Genomic DNA, 16,809 nt, shown 5'->3' with positions numbered 1-16,809 from the left:
GCTACGGCCGGCTCGCCCGGTCCAGCAGGCCCAGGCAGTGCCGGATCAGTCTCTCGCGGGGCACGGTGACCGTGCCGTCGAGGTAACCGATGAACAGACTCGTCAGGGCGCCGACGAGACCGAGCGCGCGCAGGGCCCGTTCGTCGGGATCGTCGACATCTTGCAGTTGATCCTGCACCAGCACAACGAAACTCGGGGCGAGCTCCAGGCCGCGTCCGCCCAGCGCGGGTTCCCGCAGCGGCGCCAGCAGCAGGACCCGGCCGGCTTCGGGATGGTCGAGGACGAGCTCCACGAACGCGCGGACCGCGAGTTCCGCGATCTCTGTCGGCGTCTCGGCGCCCGCGACCGCGGACACCAGCGCGTCGCGGGCGCGCTCACCGACCTCCGCGTACACCCCGCGGATGTAGGCGTCGCGGTCGTCGAAACTCTCGTAGAAATACCGCTCGGTGACCCCGGCCGCGCGGCACGCCGCCCGCACGCTCACCGCGGGCCCGCCCGCCGCACCGAGCAGATCCACCCCGACCTCGAGCAGGCGCGTCCGTCGCTGCAGACGGCGCTGATCGAGGCCGGGGCGGTCGGTGGTGCTCATCGAACCCAGTGTATTCGGGCCCGGTCGATCACATGTGGGTGCCGCCGTCGATGCGAATCTCGGTGCCGGTGACGAACTTTCCGTCGTCGGAGGCGAGCATCGCGATCACACCGGCGACGTCCTCCGGCGGCGCGAAGCCCTCGCCGATCCACGGGTAGAGCTTGCCGATCAGGGTCGGATCCAGATCGTGCTCCGGGAAGCCCGGGTTGCTGGTCATGCCGGAGGCGATGCTGCCGGGCTCGACCGCGACCGCGCGCAGACCGGCCTTGGCGTACTCCAGGGCGATGGCGTGGGTGAAGGACCGGATGCCGCCCTTGGTGGCCGCGTACGCCGCCATGTACGGGTGCGCGAACGACGCCGAGGTGGAGCTGAAGTTCACCACGACACCCTGACCGTTCTCGACCAGCGCGGGCAGGGCCTCGCGGGTGACAAGGAAGGTGCCGGTGAGGTTGACGCCGATCACCTTGTTCCAGAAGTCGAGGCTGGTCTCGTGCGTGTGCGAGGCGCGCAGGATGCCCGCGGCGTTGATCAGCACCTGCAGCCCGCCGAGGTCCTTGATCGCGCCGCCGATGGCCTCCTGCACCGACGCCTCGTTCGAGATGTCGACGACGACGGTGGTCAGGCGGTCGGCGGCCCCGGCCTCCTCCGCGCGGGCACGCGTGACCGCGAGACCCTCTTCGGACACATCGGCGGCGACGACAACGCCGCCCTCCGCGAGAATCCGGGCGACCGTCGCCTGACCGATGCCGGATCCGGCCCCGGTGATGAGCGTCTTGCGGCCCTCGAAGCGGTTCATGAACTGATCTCCTTCTACTGGGTGATGGTGTGTTCCCGGTCTCAGCTGCACGTTACGCCGAGATGGCACAACGTGCCATGATGGTGCCCATGGCGGACCCCGGCACACAAGCCCCCATCCCTCTCACCGAGCGACGGCGACTCCAGACCCAGCTCGAGATCGCGCACTGCGCGGCCGAGCTGTTCGCCGCGCGGGGTGCCTCGGCGGTCACCGCCGAGGACATCGCGACCGCCGCCGGAATCAGCCTGCGGACCTTCTATCGGTACTTCCGGACCAAGGAGGAGGCGGTCACCCCGATGCTCGCCGGCGGTGTCCGGGACTGGATCCACGACCTGGCCCGTGGCCCCCGCGACCTCCCCGCGGCCGAGGCACTCGAGCGGTCCGCGCGCCGCGCCCTCTCCCGCACCGACCGAGCAGGCGTCGATTCGCTGCGGCTGACGCACGAGCTCTTCCGGGCGATTCCCGGCGACCCAGGACTCGAGTCCGTCTGGTTCCGGATCGTCCACGACACGGAGGAGTCGCTCGTCGAGGTCCTGCGCGAGCTGATGGGCCCCGAGGCCGACCCGCTGGACGTGCGACTGATGGCGGTGGCCGGCAACACCGCGATGCGCATCGCCATCCAGACCTGGGCGGATTCGGATGTGGCTGCCGGAAACGACGGCACTCCCGCCGAGATCGTGGCGCGGTGCATCCGGACGCTCACCGCCGGTCTGCGTCCCCCTCAGGGATGATCCGACTCTCAGCGAGTTCACACCTGGCGCTGATGTGCGTCATGGGTTCGCCCGCGATCCTTGAGGCATGATCACATTCCCGCTCGTCTTCATCGTCCTGACCGCCATGGCCCTGTCCGGCCTTGCCGCGCGTTCGGTTCCCTCGACCGTGGTCCGCACGCGTTGACCCGACCGGACGTGGAAAGCTCTACGTCCATGGAGCGAGAACCCCTGGACGTCGAGGACTCGGCGAGCCGGATCAGCGCGTACGTCTACGGCAACGTCCTTGTGCTCGCCGCACTCATCCCGCTGCACGACGCCAGCACCTCGCACGCCGCCATGGTGGTGATCGGCACCGTGCTGTCGACCTTCATCGCGCATGCCTTCGCCGAGTCGGTCGGCAGGAGCGCCCGAATCGGTCGCCCGCTGACCCGATCCGAGCACATCGAGGAGCTCCGCGACTCGGTGCCGGTGCTGACCTCCGGGCTCGTCCCTGCGGCCGTGGTCGGGCTCGACGCCCTCGGCGTGCTCGAGGGACAGACCGCCCTGCTGCTCGCCGAACTCTGGGTGGTCAGCCGGATTGCCGGCCTCGGCATCGTCATGACCCGCCTGCGCGGCGAGAAGCTCAGCAGGCACACCCTGGTGGCCTGCAGCCTGCTGGCCTTCGTCGCGATCGCCGTGGTCGCCGTGAAGCTCGTGCTGACGCACTGACCCGCGGCTCAACCGATCAACGCGAGATCGGCACCGGCTCCAGGATCTCCGCCCTCGCCTCGGGCGCGGCAGCCCGCAGGGCGTCCGCCGCGGAGTCGTCGGGCTCCGCCTGCGAATGGACCTCCGCCTCGACCCGCGCCCGGTAGGTCTCCACCTCCCGGTCCACAGTGGCCGCGTCCCAGCCGAGTACCGGCGCCACCAGCTGCGCGACCTGCTCGGCGCAGTTCACCCCGCGGTGCGCGTACTCGATAGAGATCCGGGTACGCCGCGCGAGGATGTCCTCGAGGTGCAGCGCGCCCTCGGCCGCGGCCGCGTACACGGCCTCCACCTGAAGGTAGTCGGGCGCATCGGTGATCGGCTGCAGCAGTTCCGGGGTATCCGTCGCGAGCTCGAGCACCTCGTGGATCAGTGAGCCGTACCGGTCGAGCAGGTGCTTGACCCGGTAGGGGTGCAGCCCGTACTGCTCACCGACCGCGGTCGTCTGGTTCACCAAAGCGAAGTATCCGTCCGCCCCGACCAGCGGCACCTTCTCGGTGATCGAGGGCGCGACCCGGGCCGGAATGTCCTCGGAGGCCATGTCGACGGCGTCCTCCGCCATCACCCGGTACGTCGTGTACTTGCCACCGGCGATCGCCACCAGTCCCGGCGCGACCCGCGCAACCGCGTGCTCACGCGAGAGCTTGGACGTCTCGTCGCTCTCCCCCGCGAGCAACGGCCGCAGCCCGGCGTACACGCCGTCGATGTCGTCGTGGGTCAGCGGGGTGACCAGCACCTTGTTCACGTGGCCCAGGATGTAGTCGATATCCGCCTTGGTGGCGGCCGGATGGGCGAGGTCGAGATTCCAGTCGGTGTCGGTGGTTCCGATGATCCAGTGGTTTCCCCACGGGATCACGAACAGCACCGACTTCTCCGTGCGCAGGATGATCGCCGCCTCGCTGACCACCCGGTCGCGGGGCACCACGATGTGCACGCCCTTGCTCGCACGCACGCGGAACCGCCCACGCTGGTTCGACAGCGCCTGGATCTCGTCGGTCCACACACCGGTGGCGTTGATGACGACGTGGCCACGGACCTCCGCGGTGCTGCCGTCTTCCGAATCCCGCACCCGCACACCGGAAACCCGGTCGGCCTCGCGCAGGAATCCGACCACCTGCGTCGAGGTGCGGACCACCGCACCGTAGTGCGCGGCGGTGCGGGCCACGGTCATGGTGTGGCGGGCATCGTCGACGACGGTGTCGTAGTAGCGGATTCCACCGACCATCGAGCTCCGCTTGAGGCCGGGTGCCAGGCGGAGCGCGCCCGAGCGGGTGAGGTGCTTCTGCGCAGGCACCGACTTGGCGCCGCCCATCGTGTCGTAGAGGAAGATCCCGGCCGCCATGTACGGGCGCTCCCAGACCCGATGGGTGATCGGGAACAGGAACTGCAACGGCTTGACGAGGTGCGGCGCCAGCGTCGACAGCGAGAGCTCGCGCTCGCGCAAAGCCTCACGCACCAGTCCGAATTCGAGCTGCTCGAGGTAGCGCAGGCCACCGTGGAACATCTTCGACGACCGCGACGAGGTGCCGGAGGCGTAGTCGCGCGCCTCGACGAGGGCGACGCGCAGCCCCGGGTGGCGGCGTCGAGCGCGATGCCCGAGCCGACGACTCCGCCACCGACGACGACGATGTCGAATTGCTCGGATCCCAGCTGGTCCCACGCATCCCTGCGCTGTTGCGGGCCCAGAAACTGTGCTCCCGATTGCTTGCTCAACGCATGCTCCTGTGAGTTGTCGACGAATCAGCACCAAGGCTAGGCCATGTCGACCGGTCTTCGCTGCCTCGAACGGGTGGTATGCGGCACCGGGACGACGCGGGGAAGGGCGCCGTCTCACGATCGACGTGAATTGTGAGGCGCGCTTTAGTAGCTTTTAGCCGTGTATGTCGCCGCGATCGACCAGGGCACCACCTCGAGCCGATGCATGATCTTCGATCATGACGGGCTGGTGGTCGCCTCCGCTCAGAAGGAACACGAGCAGATCTTCCCTCGTGCGGGGTGGGTCGAGCACGATCCGGAGGAGATCTGGCGGGCCACCCGCGAGGTCGTCGCGGCCGCACTGGCCAAGAAGGATCTGACCCGGCACGACATCGCCGCGGTGGGCATCACGAACCAGCGCGAGACCACCGTCGTCTGGGACCGCCGCACCGGCAAGCCGGTGTACAACGCGATCGTCTGGCAGGACACCCGCACCGACGAACTCTGCACCGAACTCGCGGGCGACGAGGGGCCAGGACGCTACCGCGAGCGCACCGGGCTGCCCCTGTCCACCTACTTCTCCGGCCCCAAGATCCGCTGGATCCTCGACAACGTCGAGGGGCCCGCGAGCGAGCCGAGGCTGGTGACCTCTGCTTCGGCACGATGGACACCTGGATCCTGTGGCACCTCACCGGCGGCGCGGACGGTGGACTGCACGTCACGGATCCGACCAACGCTTCCAGGACCATGCTGATGGACCTGCGAACGCTCGAATGGGACGAACAGATCTGCGCCGAGTTCCGGATCCCGACCTCGATGCTGCCGCAGATCCGCAGCTCCTCCGAGGTGTACGCGCAGGTTCGCGAGCGCGGCATCCTGGCCGGGGTGCCGATCGCGGGCATCCTCGGCGACCAGCAGGCCGCCACCTTCGGGCAGGCCTGCCTGAGCGTCGGTGAGGCCAAGAACACGTACGGCACCGGCAACTTCCTGCTGCTCAACACCGGCACCACCCCGATGCCGAGCAGCAACGGGCTCCTGACCACCGTCTGCTACCGGATCGGCGACGCGCCCGCCGTGTACGCGCTCGAGGGTTCGGTGGCGGTCACCGGATCGCTCATCCAGTGGCTGCGCGACAACCTCGGGATCATCAACTCCGCCAAGGAGATCGAGGGACTCGCCGCCAGCGTGGAGGACAACGGCGGGGCGTACTTCGTGCCAGCGTTCTCCGGTCTGTTCGCGCCGCGGTGGCGCCCCGACGCGCGCGGGGCGATCGTGGGGCTGACCAGGTTCGTCAACAAGGGGCACCTCGCACGGGCCGCGCTGGAGGCCACCGCCTTTCAGACCCGCGAGGTCCTCGAGGCGTGCCTCGCCGACTCCGGTGTCGAGCTGACCGCCCTGAAGGTGGACGGCGGCATGGTGCTCAACGAGATCCTGATGCAGTTCCAGTCCGACATCCTCGACGTCCCGGTGATCCGGCCGGTGGTCAACGAGACCACCGCGCTCGGCGCCGCCTACGCCGCCGGGCTCGCGGTCGGGTTCTGGGCGGGCGAGGACGACATCCGCAACAACTGGGCCGTCGGGCGCACCTGGAAGCCGACCATGGCCGCGACCGAGCGCGATCGGCTGTACCGGGAGTGGAACAAGGCCGTCGAGCGGACCTACGACTGGGTCGACTAGGGCGCTCAGCGGCCTCCGTGCGCGGCCGCGAGCCTGCCGACCGCATCACCCAGGGTGGACTCGTCGTTGGTGGTGAAGCACAACCGCGCCGTGCCCCGATGGTCACCGCCGACGGCAAAGGCCGATCCGGGCACGAACGCGACGCCGTGGTCGAGAGCGGCAGGCAGGAGCAGCCCCGTGTCGGTGCCGTCGAGGAACTCGAGCCAGCAGAACATGCCGCCGCCGATCTCGGTCGCGGACACGGCGTCACCGAACGCGCAGGTGACCGCGGAGGCGAGCGCCCCTGCGCGGGCGCCGTAGACGGCGCGGATCCGCTCCAGGTGCCCGGCCAGCCACGGTCCGTCGGCCAGCATGGTCGCGGCGATCTGCTGGGTCAGCGCCCCGCCGCACAGGTCCGCGCCCTGCTTGACCAACTCGACGCCCTCGCAGACCTCGCGGGGGCCACGCAGCCACCCGACCCGTAGCGCGGGCGCAAGGATCTTCGACGCGCTCGAGAGCCGGATGACCCGGTCGGAGTGGTCCGCGACCGGTGCGGGCGGCGCGGCGTCGAACCAGATCTCGCCGTACGGGTCGTCCTCGATCACCCAGAATCCGTACGCCTCGGCGAGCGCAGCGAGGTGCCGCCTGCGCACGACGGACATCGTCGCGCTGCCGGGGTTGTGGAAGTTGCTCACCGTGTGCACCAGCGTTGGCCGTTCGCCCGCGGCGAGGAGCTCCTCCAGGTGGTCGGTGCGCATCCCGTCCGCGTCGAGCGGCACCGTGAGGATCCTCGCCCCGGCAAGGCTGAACACTTGGAGGGCCCCGGTGTACGCGGGTTCCTCGACGACGACCGTGGCGCCGGGGTCGAGCAGCACCTGGGCGAGCAGGCTCAGCGCCTGCTGGGACCCGTGCGTCACCACGACCTCACGCGGGTCCACCGAGCGCGATCCGGCCGCGGACTCCCGCGCTGCGATCACCTCGCGCAGGCCGAACCAGCCCGCGGTCTCGGTGTACTGGACCGCGTCCGGTCGCGCGAGCACCGCCTCGCTCGCCTCGCGGATCCGCTCCCGCGGAATGAGCTCGGGGTCGGGCAGCCCGCCTGCCAGGCTGACGATCTCGGGGCGGGCGGTGATGGTGAGCAGATCCCGGATCGCCGAGCTGCGCAGCCCGTTCATGCGGCGCGCGAACGCGGGATGTGGGGACGGGGACACGAGACCTCCCGGGGCAGACGGGGACAGGACGAGGCAAAAACACCTGGTCGTCCCGGGTCTGCGGGGCGGGGGGCGCCGAAGCGGGGGGCCGATGGTCGCGGCCGGCACCATCGACTATCACACAGGCAGGCCCACGATATGAACCCTGCGTTTCATATCGTGGGACCTGCGGAGGTCAGTCGAGGTCGTCGTGACGCATCAACTGGCGGGCGGCCTCGGTGATGGATCCGGTCAGCGACGGGTACACCGAGAAGGTCTGCGCCAGATCGTTCACCGACAGATTGTTCTGCACCGCGATGGCGATCGGAAGGATCAGCTCAGACGCGGTCGGGGCGACCACGACCCCGCCGATCACCACGCCGGTGGCGGGGCGGCAGAAGATCTTCACGAAACCGCGGCGCAGTCCCGACATCTTGGCCCGCGGGTTGGTGTTCAGCGGCAGCATCACGGTGCGCGCAGGCACCTCGCCGTCGTCGATCGAGGCCTGGCTGACACCGACGGTGGCGATCTCGGGACGGGTGAACACCGCGGAGGCGACGGTCTTGAGCTTGATCGGGCTGACCCCCTCGCCCAGTGCGTGGTACATCGCGATCCGGCCCTGCATCGCCGCAACGGAGGCCAGTGGCAGCAGCCCGGTGCAGTCGCCTGCCGCGTAGATCCCCGACACCGCCGTCCGCGAGACACGGTCCACCCGCAGGTAACCGCCCGGATCGAGCTCGATGCCCACCCGCTCGAGTCCGAGACCGTTGGTGTTGGGGATGGAACCGACCGTCATCAGGGCGTGACTTCCGGTGACCACCCGACCGTCGGCCAGGGTCACGGCGATGCCGTCCGCGGTGCGCTCGACGGAGTCGGCGCGGGCGTGCTTGACCAGGGTCACACCCCGCTCGGACAGCGCTTCCTCGAGGACGAGGGCCGCGTCCGCGTCCTCGTGCGGCAGCACCCGGTCTCGACTGGAGACCATCGTCACCTTGACGCCCATCTCGGTGTAGGCGGAGACGAACTCGGCGCCGGTGACGCCCGAACCGACCACCACCAGGTGCTCAGGCAGCGAATCGAGATCGTAGAGCTGACGCCAGTTCAGGATGCGCTCGCCGTCTGGCTTCGCGGTCGGCAGGATGCGGGGGCTCGCCCCGGTGGCGATCAGCACCACGTCGGCGTCGAGCACCTGCTCGCCGCCGCCGTGCAGGGTCGCCTTGACCTGGTGCGCAGCCATCCCGAGCTCCTGGTCGATCAGCTCCCCGTGCCCGACGAGCAGCTCGACGCCGACGGTCTGGAGCCGATCCCTGATGTCCGAGGACTGGGCCTGCGCGAGGCTCTTGACCCGGGAGTGGATCTGCGGCAGCGAGATGGTGGCCTGGGACGGCTCGAGGCTGATGCCCAGGTCGGTGGCCCTGCGCATGTCCGTGCGCACCCCGGTCGAGGCGATGAACGTCTTCGAGGGCACACAGTCCCACAGCACGCAGGCACCGCCGACCCCGTCGCAATCGATCAGCGAAACCGACGCACCGTGCTGGGCGGCGACGAGCGCCGCCTCATACCCGGCCGGTCCGCCGCCAATGATCACGATCCGGGTCATTCATCCTCCAGTTGTTCGGGAGCTGTTACGCAAGGTGTCGGTGCGTTCCACGCTATTGCACCGGCCCCTTCCGACGCACGTCGGCACCGGTTCCCTGCGGCGAACGGGTTTCGTTTGCTGTGTGCGGTTCTGCAGTCACCCCGACACGGTTTAGGCTTTCGCCGTGCCGATCTACGCCGCTTACGGATCCAACATGCATCCGGAGCAGATGCTCAAGCGCTGCCCGCACTCGCCGATGGCGGGAACGGGCTGGCTGCACGGTTGGCGATTGACCTTCAGCGGCGGCGACATCGGCTGGGAAGGCGCACTGGCCACCGTCGTAGAGGACCCCGACTCCAGCGTCTTCGTGGTGCTGTACGACGTCCCCGACGAGGACGAGGTGAGCCTCGACCGCTGGGAGGGCTCCGAGCTCGGCATCCACCGCAAGATCCGGCTCCGCGTCGACACCGACGGCGAACCGGTGCTGGCCTGGCTCTACGTCCTCGACGCCTACGAGGGCGGGCTGCCCTCCGCGCGCTATCTCGGCGTGATGGCCGAGGCCGCCGAGATCGCGGGGGCGCCCGCCGAGTACGTCCGCGATCTGCGAACCCGCAACAGCCGCAACGTGGGCCCAGGGACCCCCGGCTACACCACCTAGAGAACGCCAGCCGCGGCCAGCGGCAAGTTGGCCAGCACCCGGACGCCGACCCCGAGCGCCCGCTCGTCCAGGTCGAAGGTCGGCTGATGGATGTCGAGCTGCGGCCCGACTCCCGACCACACCCCCAGACGGGCCATGGCGCCGGGAACCTCCTCGAGATACCAGGAGAAGTCCTCGCCGCCGCCCGACTGCGGGGTGTCCGACTTCGCGTCCGGTCCGATCGCGGCGATCGCGCTCTCGAAGATCCGGGTGGAGTCCTCGTCGTTCACCACCGGCGGCACGCCCCGCCGGTAGTTGAGCTGATAACGCACCCCCGTCGGCGCGAGCAGACCGTCGACGATCTCGTGGACCATCGGTTCGAGCAGGGCCCAGGTGTCGTGGTCGCCGGTCCGGACGGTCCCGATCAGCCTGCCCGACTGGGGAATCGCGTTCGGTGCCTGACCCGCTGTGACCGCGCCCCACACCATCACTGTGCTCGTGCGCGGATCGATCCGCCTGCTCAGCATTCCCGGCAGCCCGGTGATGACCGTGCCGAGGGCATACACCAGGTCGGTGGTCAGGTGCGGTCGGGACGTGTGCCCGCCCGGGGAATCGAGGATCAGTTCGACGGTGTCCGCCGCGGAGGTGATCGCACCGAGCCGGACGCCGACGCGGCCCGCTTCCAGCCGTGGGTCACAGTGCAGCGCAAAGATTCTCGACACACCCTTGAGAGCTCCGGCCGCGACCGCATCCAGAGCGCCGCCGGGCATCACCTCCTCGGCGGGCTGGAAGATCAGCCGCACCCCGACCGGCAGGTCCGGCGCCTGGGCGAGCGCCAGTCCCGCGCCGAGCAGGATGGTGGTGTGTGCGTCGTGGCCACACGCGTGGGAGACCCCGGTGACCGTCGACGCGTAGGGCGCGCCGGTGGCCTCCTGGAGCGGCAGCGCGTCCATGTCGGCCCGAAGCGCGACCCGCGGTCCGTCCGGGCCGATGTCACAGGTCAAACCGGTTCCACCGGGAAGGATCTCGGGTGCCAGGCCGGCCGCGATCAGGCGGGTCGCGACGAACTCGGTGGTTGCGTACTCGTGCCGGGCCAGCTCCGGGTGCGCGTGGATGTGGCGCCGCCACGACGAGAGGTCCGCGGTGTGGTCGGCGACCCAGCGGTCGATCCACTCGGTCATCGACTGCCCACCCCCCGCCGCTGTGCGCCGTCGAGCAGGCGCGCCCGCTGTTCGGGGTCGGTCGCCGCACGGATCGCGGTGCCCGCAAGCGCCACCGCGCCGTCGGTGACCGCGCGGTCGGCGGACTCGGTCACGCACGCCGCGGCGAACGCCGGTTGATGGGTGGCCGCACCGCCCGACTCGATCCCGATCACGGGGTGGATCCCCGGCAACACGTGCGTGACGTTGCCCATATCTGTGCTGCCCAAGGGACGCGATCCTTCCAATGCCGGGGCCAACGGACTGCGCCCCATCTCCACTATCAGTTCACGATAGGACCGGACCAGCCACGGATCGGGCCGCAGTTCGGTGTAGTTCGGTGAGACGGTACGAATCTCGTGCGTGCACCCGGCCGCAAGCGCGCCCGCCTCGAAGCAGGCCAGCGCCCGTTCCGTCAGTTCGGTGAGCGAATCCGCGGTCTGCGCCCTCAGGTAGTAGTGCATCTCGGTCCTGGCGGGCACGATATTCGGCGCGATCCCGCCGTCGCTGACGATCCCGTGCATCTGCTGACCGGCGGACAGGTGCTGACGGAGCAGTCCGAGACCCACCTGCGCGATGGTGGCCGCGTCGGCCGCATTGCGCCCGAGCTGCGGCGAGGCCGAGGCGTGCGCCTCGCGGCCGCTGAAGACGACGGCCAGATCGGCCATCGCGAGCGAGGTGGCGCCCGCGATGTCCTCGGGGCCGGGGTGGACCATCATCGCCGCACCGAGGTCGTCGAAGACACCGCGCTCGAGCATCAGCACCTTGCCGCCGCCGCTCTCCTCGGCAGGGGTGCCGAGCACCCGGACGGTGATACCGAGGCGGTCCGCGAGCGGCGCGAGCGCAAGGCCCGCGCCGACCGCGGACGCCGCGATGATGTTGTGCCCGCAGGCGTGTCCGATCTCCGGCAGCGCGTCGTACTCCGCGAGGATCCCGATGACCAGGTCACCGCTGCCATAGCTGGCTGTGAACGCCGTCGGCAGTTCGGCCACCGGCGACTCGACGTCAAAACCCCGCTGCGAGAGCAGTTCCGCGACCTTTGCGGCGCTGCGATGCTCCTCGAAAGCGAGCTCCGGCTCCGCGTGGATCGAATGCGACAGCGCGACGAGGTCGGACGCCGCTGTCGCGACCGTACCGACCACTTCCGAATTCACGGCTCCAGTATCTCATCCGTGTCCGGCGTCACCCGTCGCTCGAGCCCGATGGCTACCCGAAGCTGAGGTTCGACGGATCCGTCGGCACGGCAAACGCCTCGAGGACCGGCCGGTGGATACCGGACTTGATCCCGGCGAGATTCGGCCCGTGCAGCGCCGTCGCCGCCGCCGCCCGCGCCACCGCGGCGGCCAGCACGCCGTCGCCGTCCGCGGTCTGGTTCACGATCCCCGCCGCCAGCGCGTCCGGTCCGCCGTACCGGCGGCTGGTGGTCATCGCCTCGACCGCGGTCTGGCGGGGCAGAGCGGTCGTCATCAGCGCGTTCATGCCGATGGTGAACGGCATGTTCAGTGCCGCCTCCGGCAGGCTGTAGAAGCCCCGGTCCGCGCGCATCACGCGCAGGTCCTGCGAGGTGGCGAGCATGGCGCCCGCCCCGAACGCGTGGCCCTGCACCGCGGCGACCGTGACCATCGGGAAGGTCAGCAGCCGGGTGAACACGGTGTGCACCTGGTCCAGGTACCAGTGCGACTTGTCGAGATTGCCGAACAGCCAATCGGTGTCGAGACCGTTGCTGTAGAACTTGCCGGTGGCGTAGGTGACCAGGGCAGCGGGACCCTCGTGGGCCTCGACCTCGTCCAGCTTCGCGTGGATCTCGGTGATCCAGTCCGGGTGGAAGCGGTTCTCGCTGTCCGTCTGACCCTCGGCACCGAGGTACAGGATGAATACGTCGCCGTCGCGCTCAAGAAATGGCATATGGGCACAATAGCGGCCATGGACGATTCCGATCTGGCCGCCGACCCGTTCGGCACCGCGGCGCGGGCCGCGAGTGTGCTCGCCGAACGCACCGAGGTACCCGCCCACGACGTGGCGGTGGTGCTCGGCTCCGGATGGCAGGCCGCGGCGGATGCCTTCGGCGTCCCGACCGCAACGGTGCCGATGGCTGAGCTGCCCGGCTTCGCCGCGCCGTCCGCCTCCGGGCACGCCGGGCAGGTGCGCTCGGTGCGCGTCGGCGACACCCGGGTGCTGTTGCTGCTCGGTCGCACCCACGCCTACGAGGGACACGACCTGACCAGGGTGGTGCACCCGGTCCGGACGGCCTGCGCCGCGGGCGCGGGGACCGTGATCCTGACCAACGCGGCTGGCGGGATCCGGGAGGGCATGAGTGTCGGTACACCGGTCCTGATCTCCGACCATCTGAACCTGACGGCCAGGTCGCCGCTGGTGGGCGCCGAGTTCGTGAACATGGTGGACGCGTACTCCCCCGACCTGCGCGCGCTCGCCAAGCGGATCGACCCGACGCTGGCCGAGGGCGTGTACGCGGGACTGCCGGGACCGCATTACGAGACGCCCGCCGAGATCCGGATGCTGCGCGTGCTCGGCGCCGACCTGGTCGGGATGTCGACCGTGCACGAGGCGATCGCGGTCAGGGCGATCGGCGCACGGGTGCTGGGGCTGTCGCTGGTGACCAACCTGGCCGCGGGCATCACCGGCGAGGCGCTCGACCACTCCGAGGTGCTCGCGGCGGGTGCCGCGTCCGCCGCCCGGATCGGCGAACTGCTCCGCGACCTGGTCGACCGGCTGTGACGGACGAGACAGTGGCGGACGAGAGTGAGACTCCACTGACATTCGGCACGGCCGGACTGCGCGGACCGCTGGGGCCGGGGCCCGGCGCGATGAACGTCGACACGGTCGTCCGGACCACAGCCGGGCTGGCGTCCTGGTTGCAGGCCCGCTGCCTCGGCGGGTCCACCGTGGTGGTCGGCCGGGATGCGCGGCACGGTTCGCGGGAGTTCGCCGTTGCGACCGCGGAGGTGCTCGCGGCCGCCGGATTCGACGTGGTGGTGCTGCCCCGGCCCCTGCCGACGCCGGTGCTGGCGTTCGCCGTCCGCAGGCTCCGCGCCGCCGCGGGAGTCCAGATCACCGCCTCGCACAATCCCGCAACGGACAACGGGTACAAGGTGTACACGGACGGCGGGGCGCAGCTCATCGCGCCCGCCGACCGGGAGATCGAGCTCGCCATCGCGGCGGTCAGTCCCGCCCTCGCGGTCCCCCGGGCTCCCGCCACTCCCACCGACGACGCACTGCTCACCGAGTACCTCGCGCGGGTGGCCGCGCTACCGCGCGGGAGCAACCGCGACCTGCGCATCGCGCTGACCCCGCTGCACGGCGTCGGCGGGGACACCGCGGTCGCCGCCCTGACCGCGGCCGGCTTCACCGATCTGCACACCGTGACAAGCCAATTCGATCCGGATCCCGACTTCCCCACCGTGCGGTTCCCCAATCCCGAGGAGGACGGCGCCACCGACGCCCTGCTCGAGCTCGCCGAGAGCGTCGGCGCCGACCTCGCGATCGCGCTCGACCCGGACGCGGATCGGTGCGCGGTCGGCGTCCCCGGACCCGACGGGTGGCGGATGCTGCGCGGCGACGAGACCGGCGTCCTGCTCGGCGACCACGTGCTGGCAACCGCGGGGCCTGATCCGCAGGAGCGGAGCCCGCGGAGCGACCAGACACCACTCGTCGCGACCACGATCGTGTCCTCGCAACTGCTCGCGAAGGTGGCGGCGGCAAGGGGCGCCCGGTTCGCCGAGACGCTCACCGGCTTCAAGTGGCTGGTCCGGGCGGGCGCGGGCCTGGTCTACGCCTACGAGGAGGCGCTCGGGCACTGCGTCGACCCGGAGGCGGTCCGCGACAAGGACGGGATCTCCGCTGCCGTGCTGGTGGCCGACCTGGCGGCGGGCCTCAAGGCGCGGGGCCGGTCCCTGCCGGACGTCCTCGACGACTACGCGGTCGAGTTCGGGGTGCACGCGGGCGACCAGGTGTCGCGGCGCGTCGGGCACCAGGGCGAGCTGGCGGACCTGATGGCTCGCCTGCGTGCCGACCTGCCGCGGTCGCTGGCCGGTGACGAGGTCACCGCCGAGGACCTGCTGGCCCGGCGCGGTGCGCTGCGCACCGATGCGGTCGTGCTGCGCGGCGAACGCACCCGAATGGTGGTGCGGCCGTCCGGAACCGAGCCCAAGCTCAAGTGCTACCTCGAGGTCGTCGTGGACGTCGACGACCGCTCCGGCCTGGACCGGGCGCGGGCCGAGGCCGCGAGCCGGCTGCGCGAGCTGCGCGACTACGCGCGCGAACTGTGACGTTCAGATCCAGCGCGGGCCGAACTGCCGGTCGCCCGCGTCGCCGAGGCCGGGGACGATGTACGCGTCGTCGTTGAGTCCCTCGTCGATGCTCGCGGTGACCAACCGGACCGGGAAACCCGAGTCCTTCAGGGCCGCGACGCCCTCCGGGGCGGCGACCACACACACCGCGGTGATGTCGACCGCTCCCCTGGTGACGAGGAGTTCGATGGTGCGCACCATCGAGCCGCCGGTGGCGAGCATCGGGTCGAGCACGTACACCGGGATCCCGGACAGGTCGTCGGGCAGCGATTCGAGGTACGGGACCGGCTGATGGGTCTGCTCGTCGCGGGCCATGCCGACGAAGCCGACCTGCGACTGCGGGATCAACGAACTCGCCTGTTCGACCATGCCGAGCCCGGCACGCAGCACCGGCACCAGCAACGGCGGCGTGGCCAGCCGGACCCCGCGGGCGGGCGCGACCGGGGTCTGCACCTCGAACACCTCGATCTCGGCATCGCGGATGGCCTCGTAGATGAGCATCTGGGTCAGCTCGCGCAGCGCGGAGCGGAAGGTCGGGTTGTCGGTGCCCGCGTCGCGCATCGTGGTCAGCAGCGAGGCGGCGAGCGGGTGATCAACCACATGGGTGTCCATGGCGAAAAGAATATGCGGGGAATTCGTGTCGATGGAACCGGAACGGCGGCGGCGGCGTCCAACCATGTAACGCACAGTTCTGACCCCGGGGGAACGACATGAGTGAATTTTCGGCCGTGACCGAGGGCATCCGCGCCTACGGCGCGACGGCCTCGTCGATGGCGGCGCAGGTCGAGGCCGCCGCGATCGGGACGGCGGCGGCGGGCCCCGTCCTGCTCGGACCCGCCTTCGGGCTGATCGGCGGCGATTTCGTCGCCGCCTTCGCGACGGCGCACGGCGGCCACGCGGCCGCGCTGACGAACCTCGCGCGGACCCTGGGCAGCATGAGCGAGGCCGCGCACGCCTCGGCCGCGGCGTACGACTCCGCGGACATGGGCGCCGCCACCGGACTCAGCGCCACGGGCAGCGGACTGGAGGCCTGAGCATGATCGGGATCGACCTCCTCGCCCGCCCCATCATCGAACTCGTGGAGACCTTCGGCACCGGCGTGATGCCGTCCGGCGGGCCCGCCGATGCGATGAAGATCGCCTCCATCGCGCTGGACTCCGCGTACGCGGTCGGCAAACTGGGCATCGCCGAACTCGGCGGCGCGTGGACCGGTGTCGCGTCCGATGCCGCCGTGGCGAAGGCCGACCAGGCCCAGGCCCAGCAGGTTCAGCTCTCCGACCGGGGCAACGAGATCGCCGGGGTCCTCACGGTCGCCTCCCGCGACGTGAACACCGGGATGGTCGAGCTCGAGGGCATCCTGCAGTCGTTCATCTCGGTCGCCGTCGCGGCGGGTCCCACGCTCACCACCCCGCCCGGTCAGATCATGATCATCGCCGCCGCGATCGATCACCTCTCCCGTGGGCTGACGGTCGTCGCCCGGGTCCGCGCCGAGCTGACCGCGCACACCGCGAAGATGACGGCGCTGACCGCGCCCGAGCAGTCAACGGATCCCGCGGACCCCGGTGCCGCGCAGGCCCCGATCCGTCCCACGGCATCCGCGGGCGCCAGCACCACTCCCGCGTCCGCCCTGCAGCAGCGCGGCGACGCCTTCAGCGGCTTCGGCAACAGCTTCAGCAACGCCGCCTCGTCCGCTCCGAGCAACGC

At 70.4% G+C, this 16,809-nt stretch carries 15 protein-coding genes and 2 pseudogenes; 7 read left to right on the top strand and 10 right to left on the bottom strand.

Going from position 1 to position 16,809, the window contains the following annotated elements; all coding sequences use genetic code 11:
* Position 1 precedes the first annotated feature (1 nt).
* A complete protein-coding gene (locus BTZ20_RS07830) occupies positions 2 to 589 on the bottom strand; it encodes a TetR/AcrR family transcriptional regulator (RefSeq protein WP_077040970.1) in 588 nt (195 codons plus the stop codon).
* Positions 590 to 617: 28 nt separating this feature from the next.
* Positions 618 to 1,385, bottom strand: a complete 768-nt coding sequence (locus BTZ20_RS07825) for an SDR family NAD(P)-dependent oxidoreductase (RefSeq protein WP_077040969.1) — start codon at positions 1,383 to 1,385, stop codon at positions 618 to 620.
* Positions 1,386 to 1,447: 62 nt separating this feature from the next.
* Here BTZ20_RS07825 and BTZ20_RS07820 point away from each other — a divergent pair, with 62 nt between their 5' ends.
* Both BTZ20_RS07820 and BTZ20_RS07815 read left to right on the top strand, forming a co-directional pair.
* Entirely contained in the window at positions 1,448 to 2,116 is a 669-nt protein-coding gene (locus tag BTZ20_RS07820; protein ID WP_223263673.1) for a TetR family transcriptional regulator, read from the top strand.
* Positions 2,117 to 2,311: 195 nt separating this feature from the next.
* A complete protein-coding gene (locus BTZ20_RS07815) occupies positions 2,312 to 2,806 on the top strand; it encodes a hypothetical protein (RefSeq protein ID WP_077040968.1) in 495 nt (164 codons plus the stop codon).
* Positions 2,807 to 2,822: 16 nt separating this feature from the next.
* On the opposite strand, the pseudogene glpD reads toward BTZ20_RS07815, so the two are convergent.
* Positions 2,823 to 4,555 (bottom strand): annotated as a pseudogene (glpD, locus tag BTZ20_RS07810) (glycerol-3-phosphate dehydrogenase).
* A 208-nt stretch (positions 4,556 to 4,763) separates the two neighbouring features.
* Between glpD and glpK the strand changes: the two are divergent.
* Positions 4,764 to 6,214 (top strand): annotated as a pseudogene (glpK, locus tag BTZ20_RS07805) (glycerol kinase GlpK).
* A gap of 5 nt (positions 6,215 to 6,219) precedes the next feature.
* Here the strand turns inward: glpK and BTZ20_RS07800 are convergent.
* Both BTZ20_RS07800 and BTZ20_RS07795 read right to left on the bottom strand, forming a co-directional pair.
* Positions 6,220 to 7,368, bottom strand: coding sequence for a PLP-dependent aminotransferase family protein (locus tag BTZ20_RS07800; RefSeq protein ID WP_077040967.1), 1,149 nt, complete (start codon positions 7,366 to 7,368; stop codon positions 6,220 to 6,222).
* Between the two features lie 211 nt (positions 7,369 to 7,579).
* Positions 7,580 to 8,983, bottom strand: a complete 1,404-nt coding sequence (locus BTZ20_RS07795) for an NAD(P)H-quinone dehydrogenase (protein WP_077040966.1) — start codon at positions 8,981 to 8,983, stop codon at positions 7,580 to 7,582.
* 163 nt (positions 8,984 to 9,146) lie between these two features.
* Between BTZ20_RS07795 and BTZ20_RS07790 the strand changes: the two genes are divergently transcribed.
* On the top strand, positions 9,147 to 9,620 hold the full coding sequence (locus tag BTZ20_RS07790; protein WP_077040965.1) for a gamma-glutamylcyclotransferase: 474 nt from the start codon (positions 9,147 to 9,149) through the stop codon (positions 9,618 to 9,620).
* Here BTZ20_RS07790 and BTZ20_RS07785 read toward each other — a convergent pair.
* The 3 genes from BTZ20_RS07785 to BTZ20_RS07775 are packed head-to-tail and all read right to left on the bottom strand — an operon-like array spanning position 9,617 to position 12,703.
* A complete protein-coding gene (locus tag BTZ20_RS07785) occupies positions 9,617 to 10,780 on the bottom strand; it encodes a M20 family metallopeptidase (protein WP_077040964.1) in 1,164 nt (387 codons plus the stop codon). The two genes, BTZ20_RS07790 and BTZ20_RS07785, sit on opposite strands and share 4 nt — an antisense overlap.
* Complete coding sequence (locus BTZ20_RS07780) at positions 10,777 to 11,952, bottom strand: M20 family metallopeptidase (protein ID WP_077040963.1); 1,176 nt, start codon at positions 11,950 to 11,952, stop codon at positions 10,777 to 10,779. The genes BTZ20_RS07785 and BTZ20_RS07780 overlap by 4 nt, the downstream gene beginning before the upstream one ends.
* Before the next feature lie 52 nt (positions 11,953 to 12,004).
* Positions 12,005 to 12,703: an enoyl-CoA hydratase/isomerase family protein gene (locus tag BTZ20_RS07775; RefSeq protein WP_077040962.1), complete on the bottom strand. Its 699-nt coding sequence runs from the start codon at positions 12,701 to 12,703 to the stop codon at positions 12,005 to 12,007.
* Positions 12,704 to 12,721: 18 nt separating this feature from the next.
* On the opposite strand from BTZ20_RS07775, the gene BTZ20_RS07770 reads away from it, so the two are divergent.
* Positions 12,722 to 13,534 (top strand): purine-nucleoside phosphorylase, encoded by an 813-nt coding sequence (locus tag BTZ20_RS07770; RefSeq protein ID WP_077040961.1) that lies wholly within the window; start codon positions 12,722 to 12,724, stop codon positions 13,532 to 13,534.
* A gap of 89 nt (positions 13,535 to 13,623) precedes the next feature.
* A complete protein-coding gene (locus BTZ20_RS07765; protein ID WP_262982589.1) occupies positions 13,624 to 15,084 on the top strand; it encodes a phospho-sugar mutase in 1,461 nt (486 codons plus the stop codon).
* A 3-nt stretch (positions 15,085 to 15,087) separates the two neighbouring features.
* On the opposite strand, the gene upp is transcribed toward BTZ20_RS07765, so the two are convergent.
* The gene (upp, locus tag BTZ20_RS07760) at positions 15,088 to 15,717 is read right to left on the bottom strand and encodes a uracil phosphoribosyltransferase (protein ID WP_077040959.1); all 630 of its coding nucleotides are present in this window, start codon (positions 15,715 to 15,717) and stop codon (positions 15,088 to 15,090) included.
* Positions 15,718 to 15,815: 98 nt separating this feature from the next.
* Between upp and BTZ20_RS07755 the strand changes: the two genes are divergently transcribed.
* Positions 15,816 to 16,139 carry a type VII secretion target gene (locus BTZ20_RS07755; RefSeq protein WP_077040958.1) on the top strand — a complete coding sequence of 108 codons (324 nt, stop codon included), beginning with the start codon at positions 15,816 to 15,818 and terminating at the stop codon, positions 16,137 to 16,139.
* 412 nt (positions 16,140 to 16,551) lie between these two features.
* Here the strand turns inward: BTZ20_RS07755 and BTZ20_RS26215 are convergent, their stop codons facing one another.
* Entirely contained in the window at positions 16,552 to 16,806 is a 255-nt protein-coding gene (locus BTZ20_RS26215) for a hypothetical protein (protein ID WP_083742579.1), read from the bottom strand.
* Positions 16,807 to 16,809 lie beyond the last annotated feature (3 nt).

Source organism: Rhodococcus sp. MTM3W5.2, from assembly GCF_001984015.1.
Taxonomy (GTDB): domain Bacteria; phylum Actinomycetota; class Actinomycetes; order Mycobacteriales; family Mycobacteriaceae; genus Rhodococcus_G; species Rhodococcus_G oryzae.
The sequence above is the reverse complement of the archived record's forward strand: the minus strand, read 5'-3'. Positions and strand labels throughout refer to the sequence as shown.

Bases quoted from the DNA above. Each gene is read 5' to 3' on its own strand.
- BTZ20_RS07830 (WP_077040970.1), bottom strand. From the start codon at position 589: ATGAGCACCACCGACCGCCCCGGCCTCGATCAGCGCCGTCTGCAGCGA.
- BTZ20_RS07825 (WP_077040969.1), bottom strand. From the start codon at position 1,385: ATGAACCGCTTCGAGGGCCGCAAGACGCTCATCACCGGGGCCGGATCC.
- BTZ20_RS07820 (WP_223263673.1), top strand. From the start codon at position 1,448: ATGGCACAACGTGCCATGATGGTGCCCATGGCGGACCCCGGCACACAA.
- BTZ20_RS07815 (WP_077040968.1), top strand. From the start codon at position 2,312: ATGGAGCGAGAACCCCTGGACGTCGAGGACTCGGCGAGCCGGATCAGC.
- BTZ20_RS07800 (WP_077040967.1), bottom strand. From the start codon at position 7,368: ATGAACGGGCTGCGCAGCTCGGCGATCCGGGATCTGCTCACCATCACC.
- BTZ20_RS07795 (WP_077040966.1), bottom strand. From the start codon at position 8,983: ATGACCCGGATCGTGATCATTGGCGGCGGACCGGCCGGGTATGAGGCG.
- BTZ20_RS07785 (WP_077040964.1), bottom strand. From the start codon at position 10,780: ATGACCGAGTGGATCGACCGCTGGGTCGCCGACCACACCGCGGACCTC.
- BTZ20_RS07775 (WP_077040962.1), bottom strand. From the start codon at position 12,703: ATGCCATTTCTTGAGCGCGACGGCGACGTATTCATCCTGTACCTCGGT.
- BTZ20_RS07770 (WP_077040961.1), top strand. From the start codon at position 12,722: ATGGACGATTCCGATCTGGCCGCCGACCCGTTCGGCACCGCGGCGCGG.
- BTZ20_RS07765 (WP_262982589.1), top strand. From the start codon at position 13,624: ATGAACGTCGACACGGTCGTCCGGACCACAGCCGGGCTGGCGTCCTGG.
- upp (WP_077040959.1), bottom strand. From the start codon at position 15,717: ATGGACACCCATGTGGTTGATCACCCGCTCGCCGCCTCGCTGCTGACC.
- BTZ20_RS07755 (WP_077040958.1), top strand. From the start codon at position 15,816: ATGAGTGAATTTTCGGCCGTGACCGAGGGCATCCGCGCCTACGGCGCG.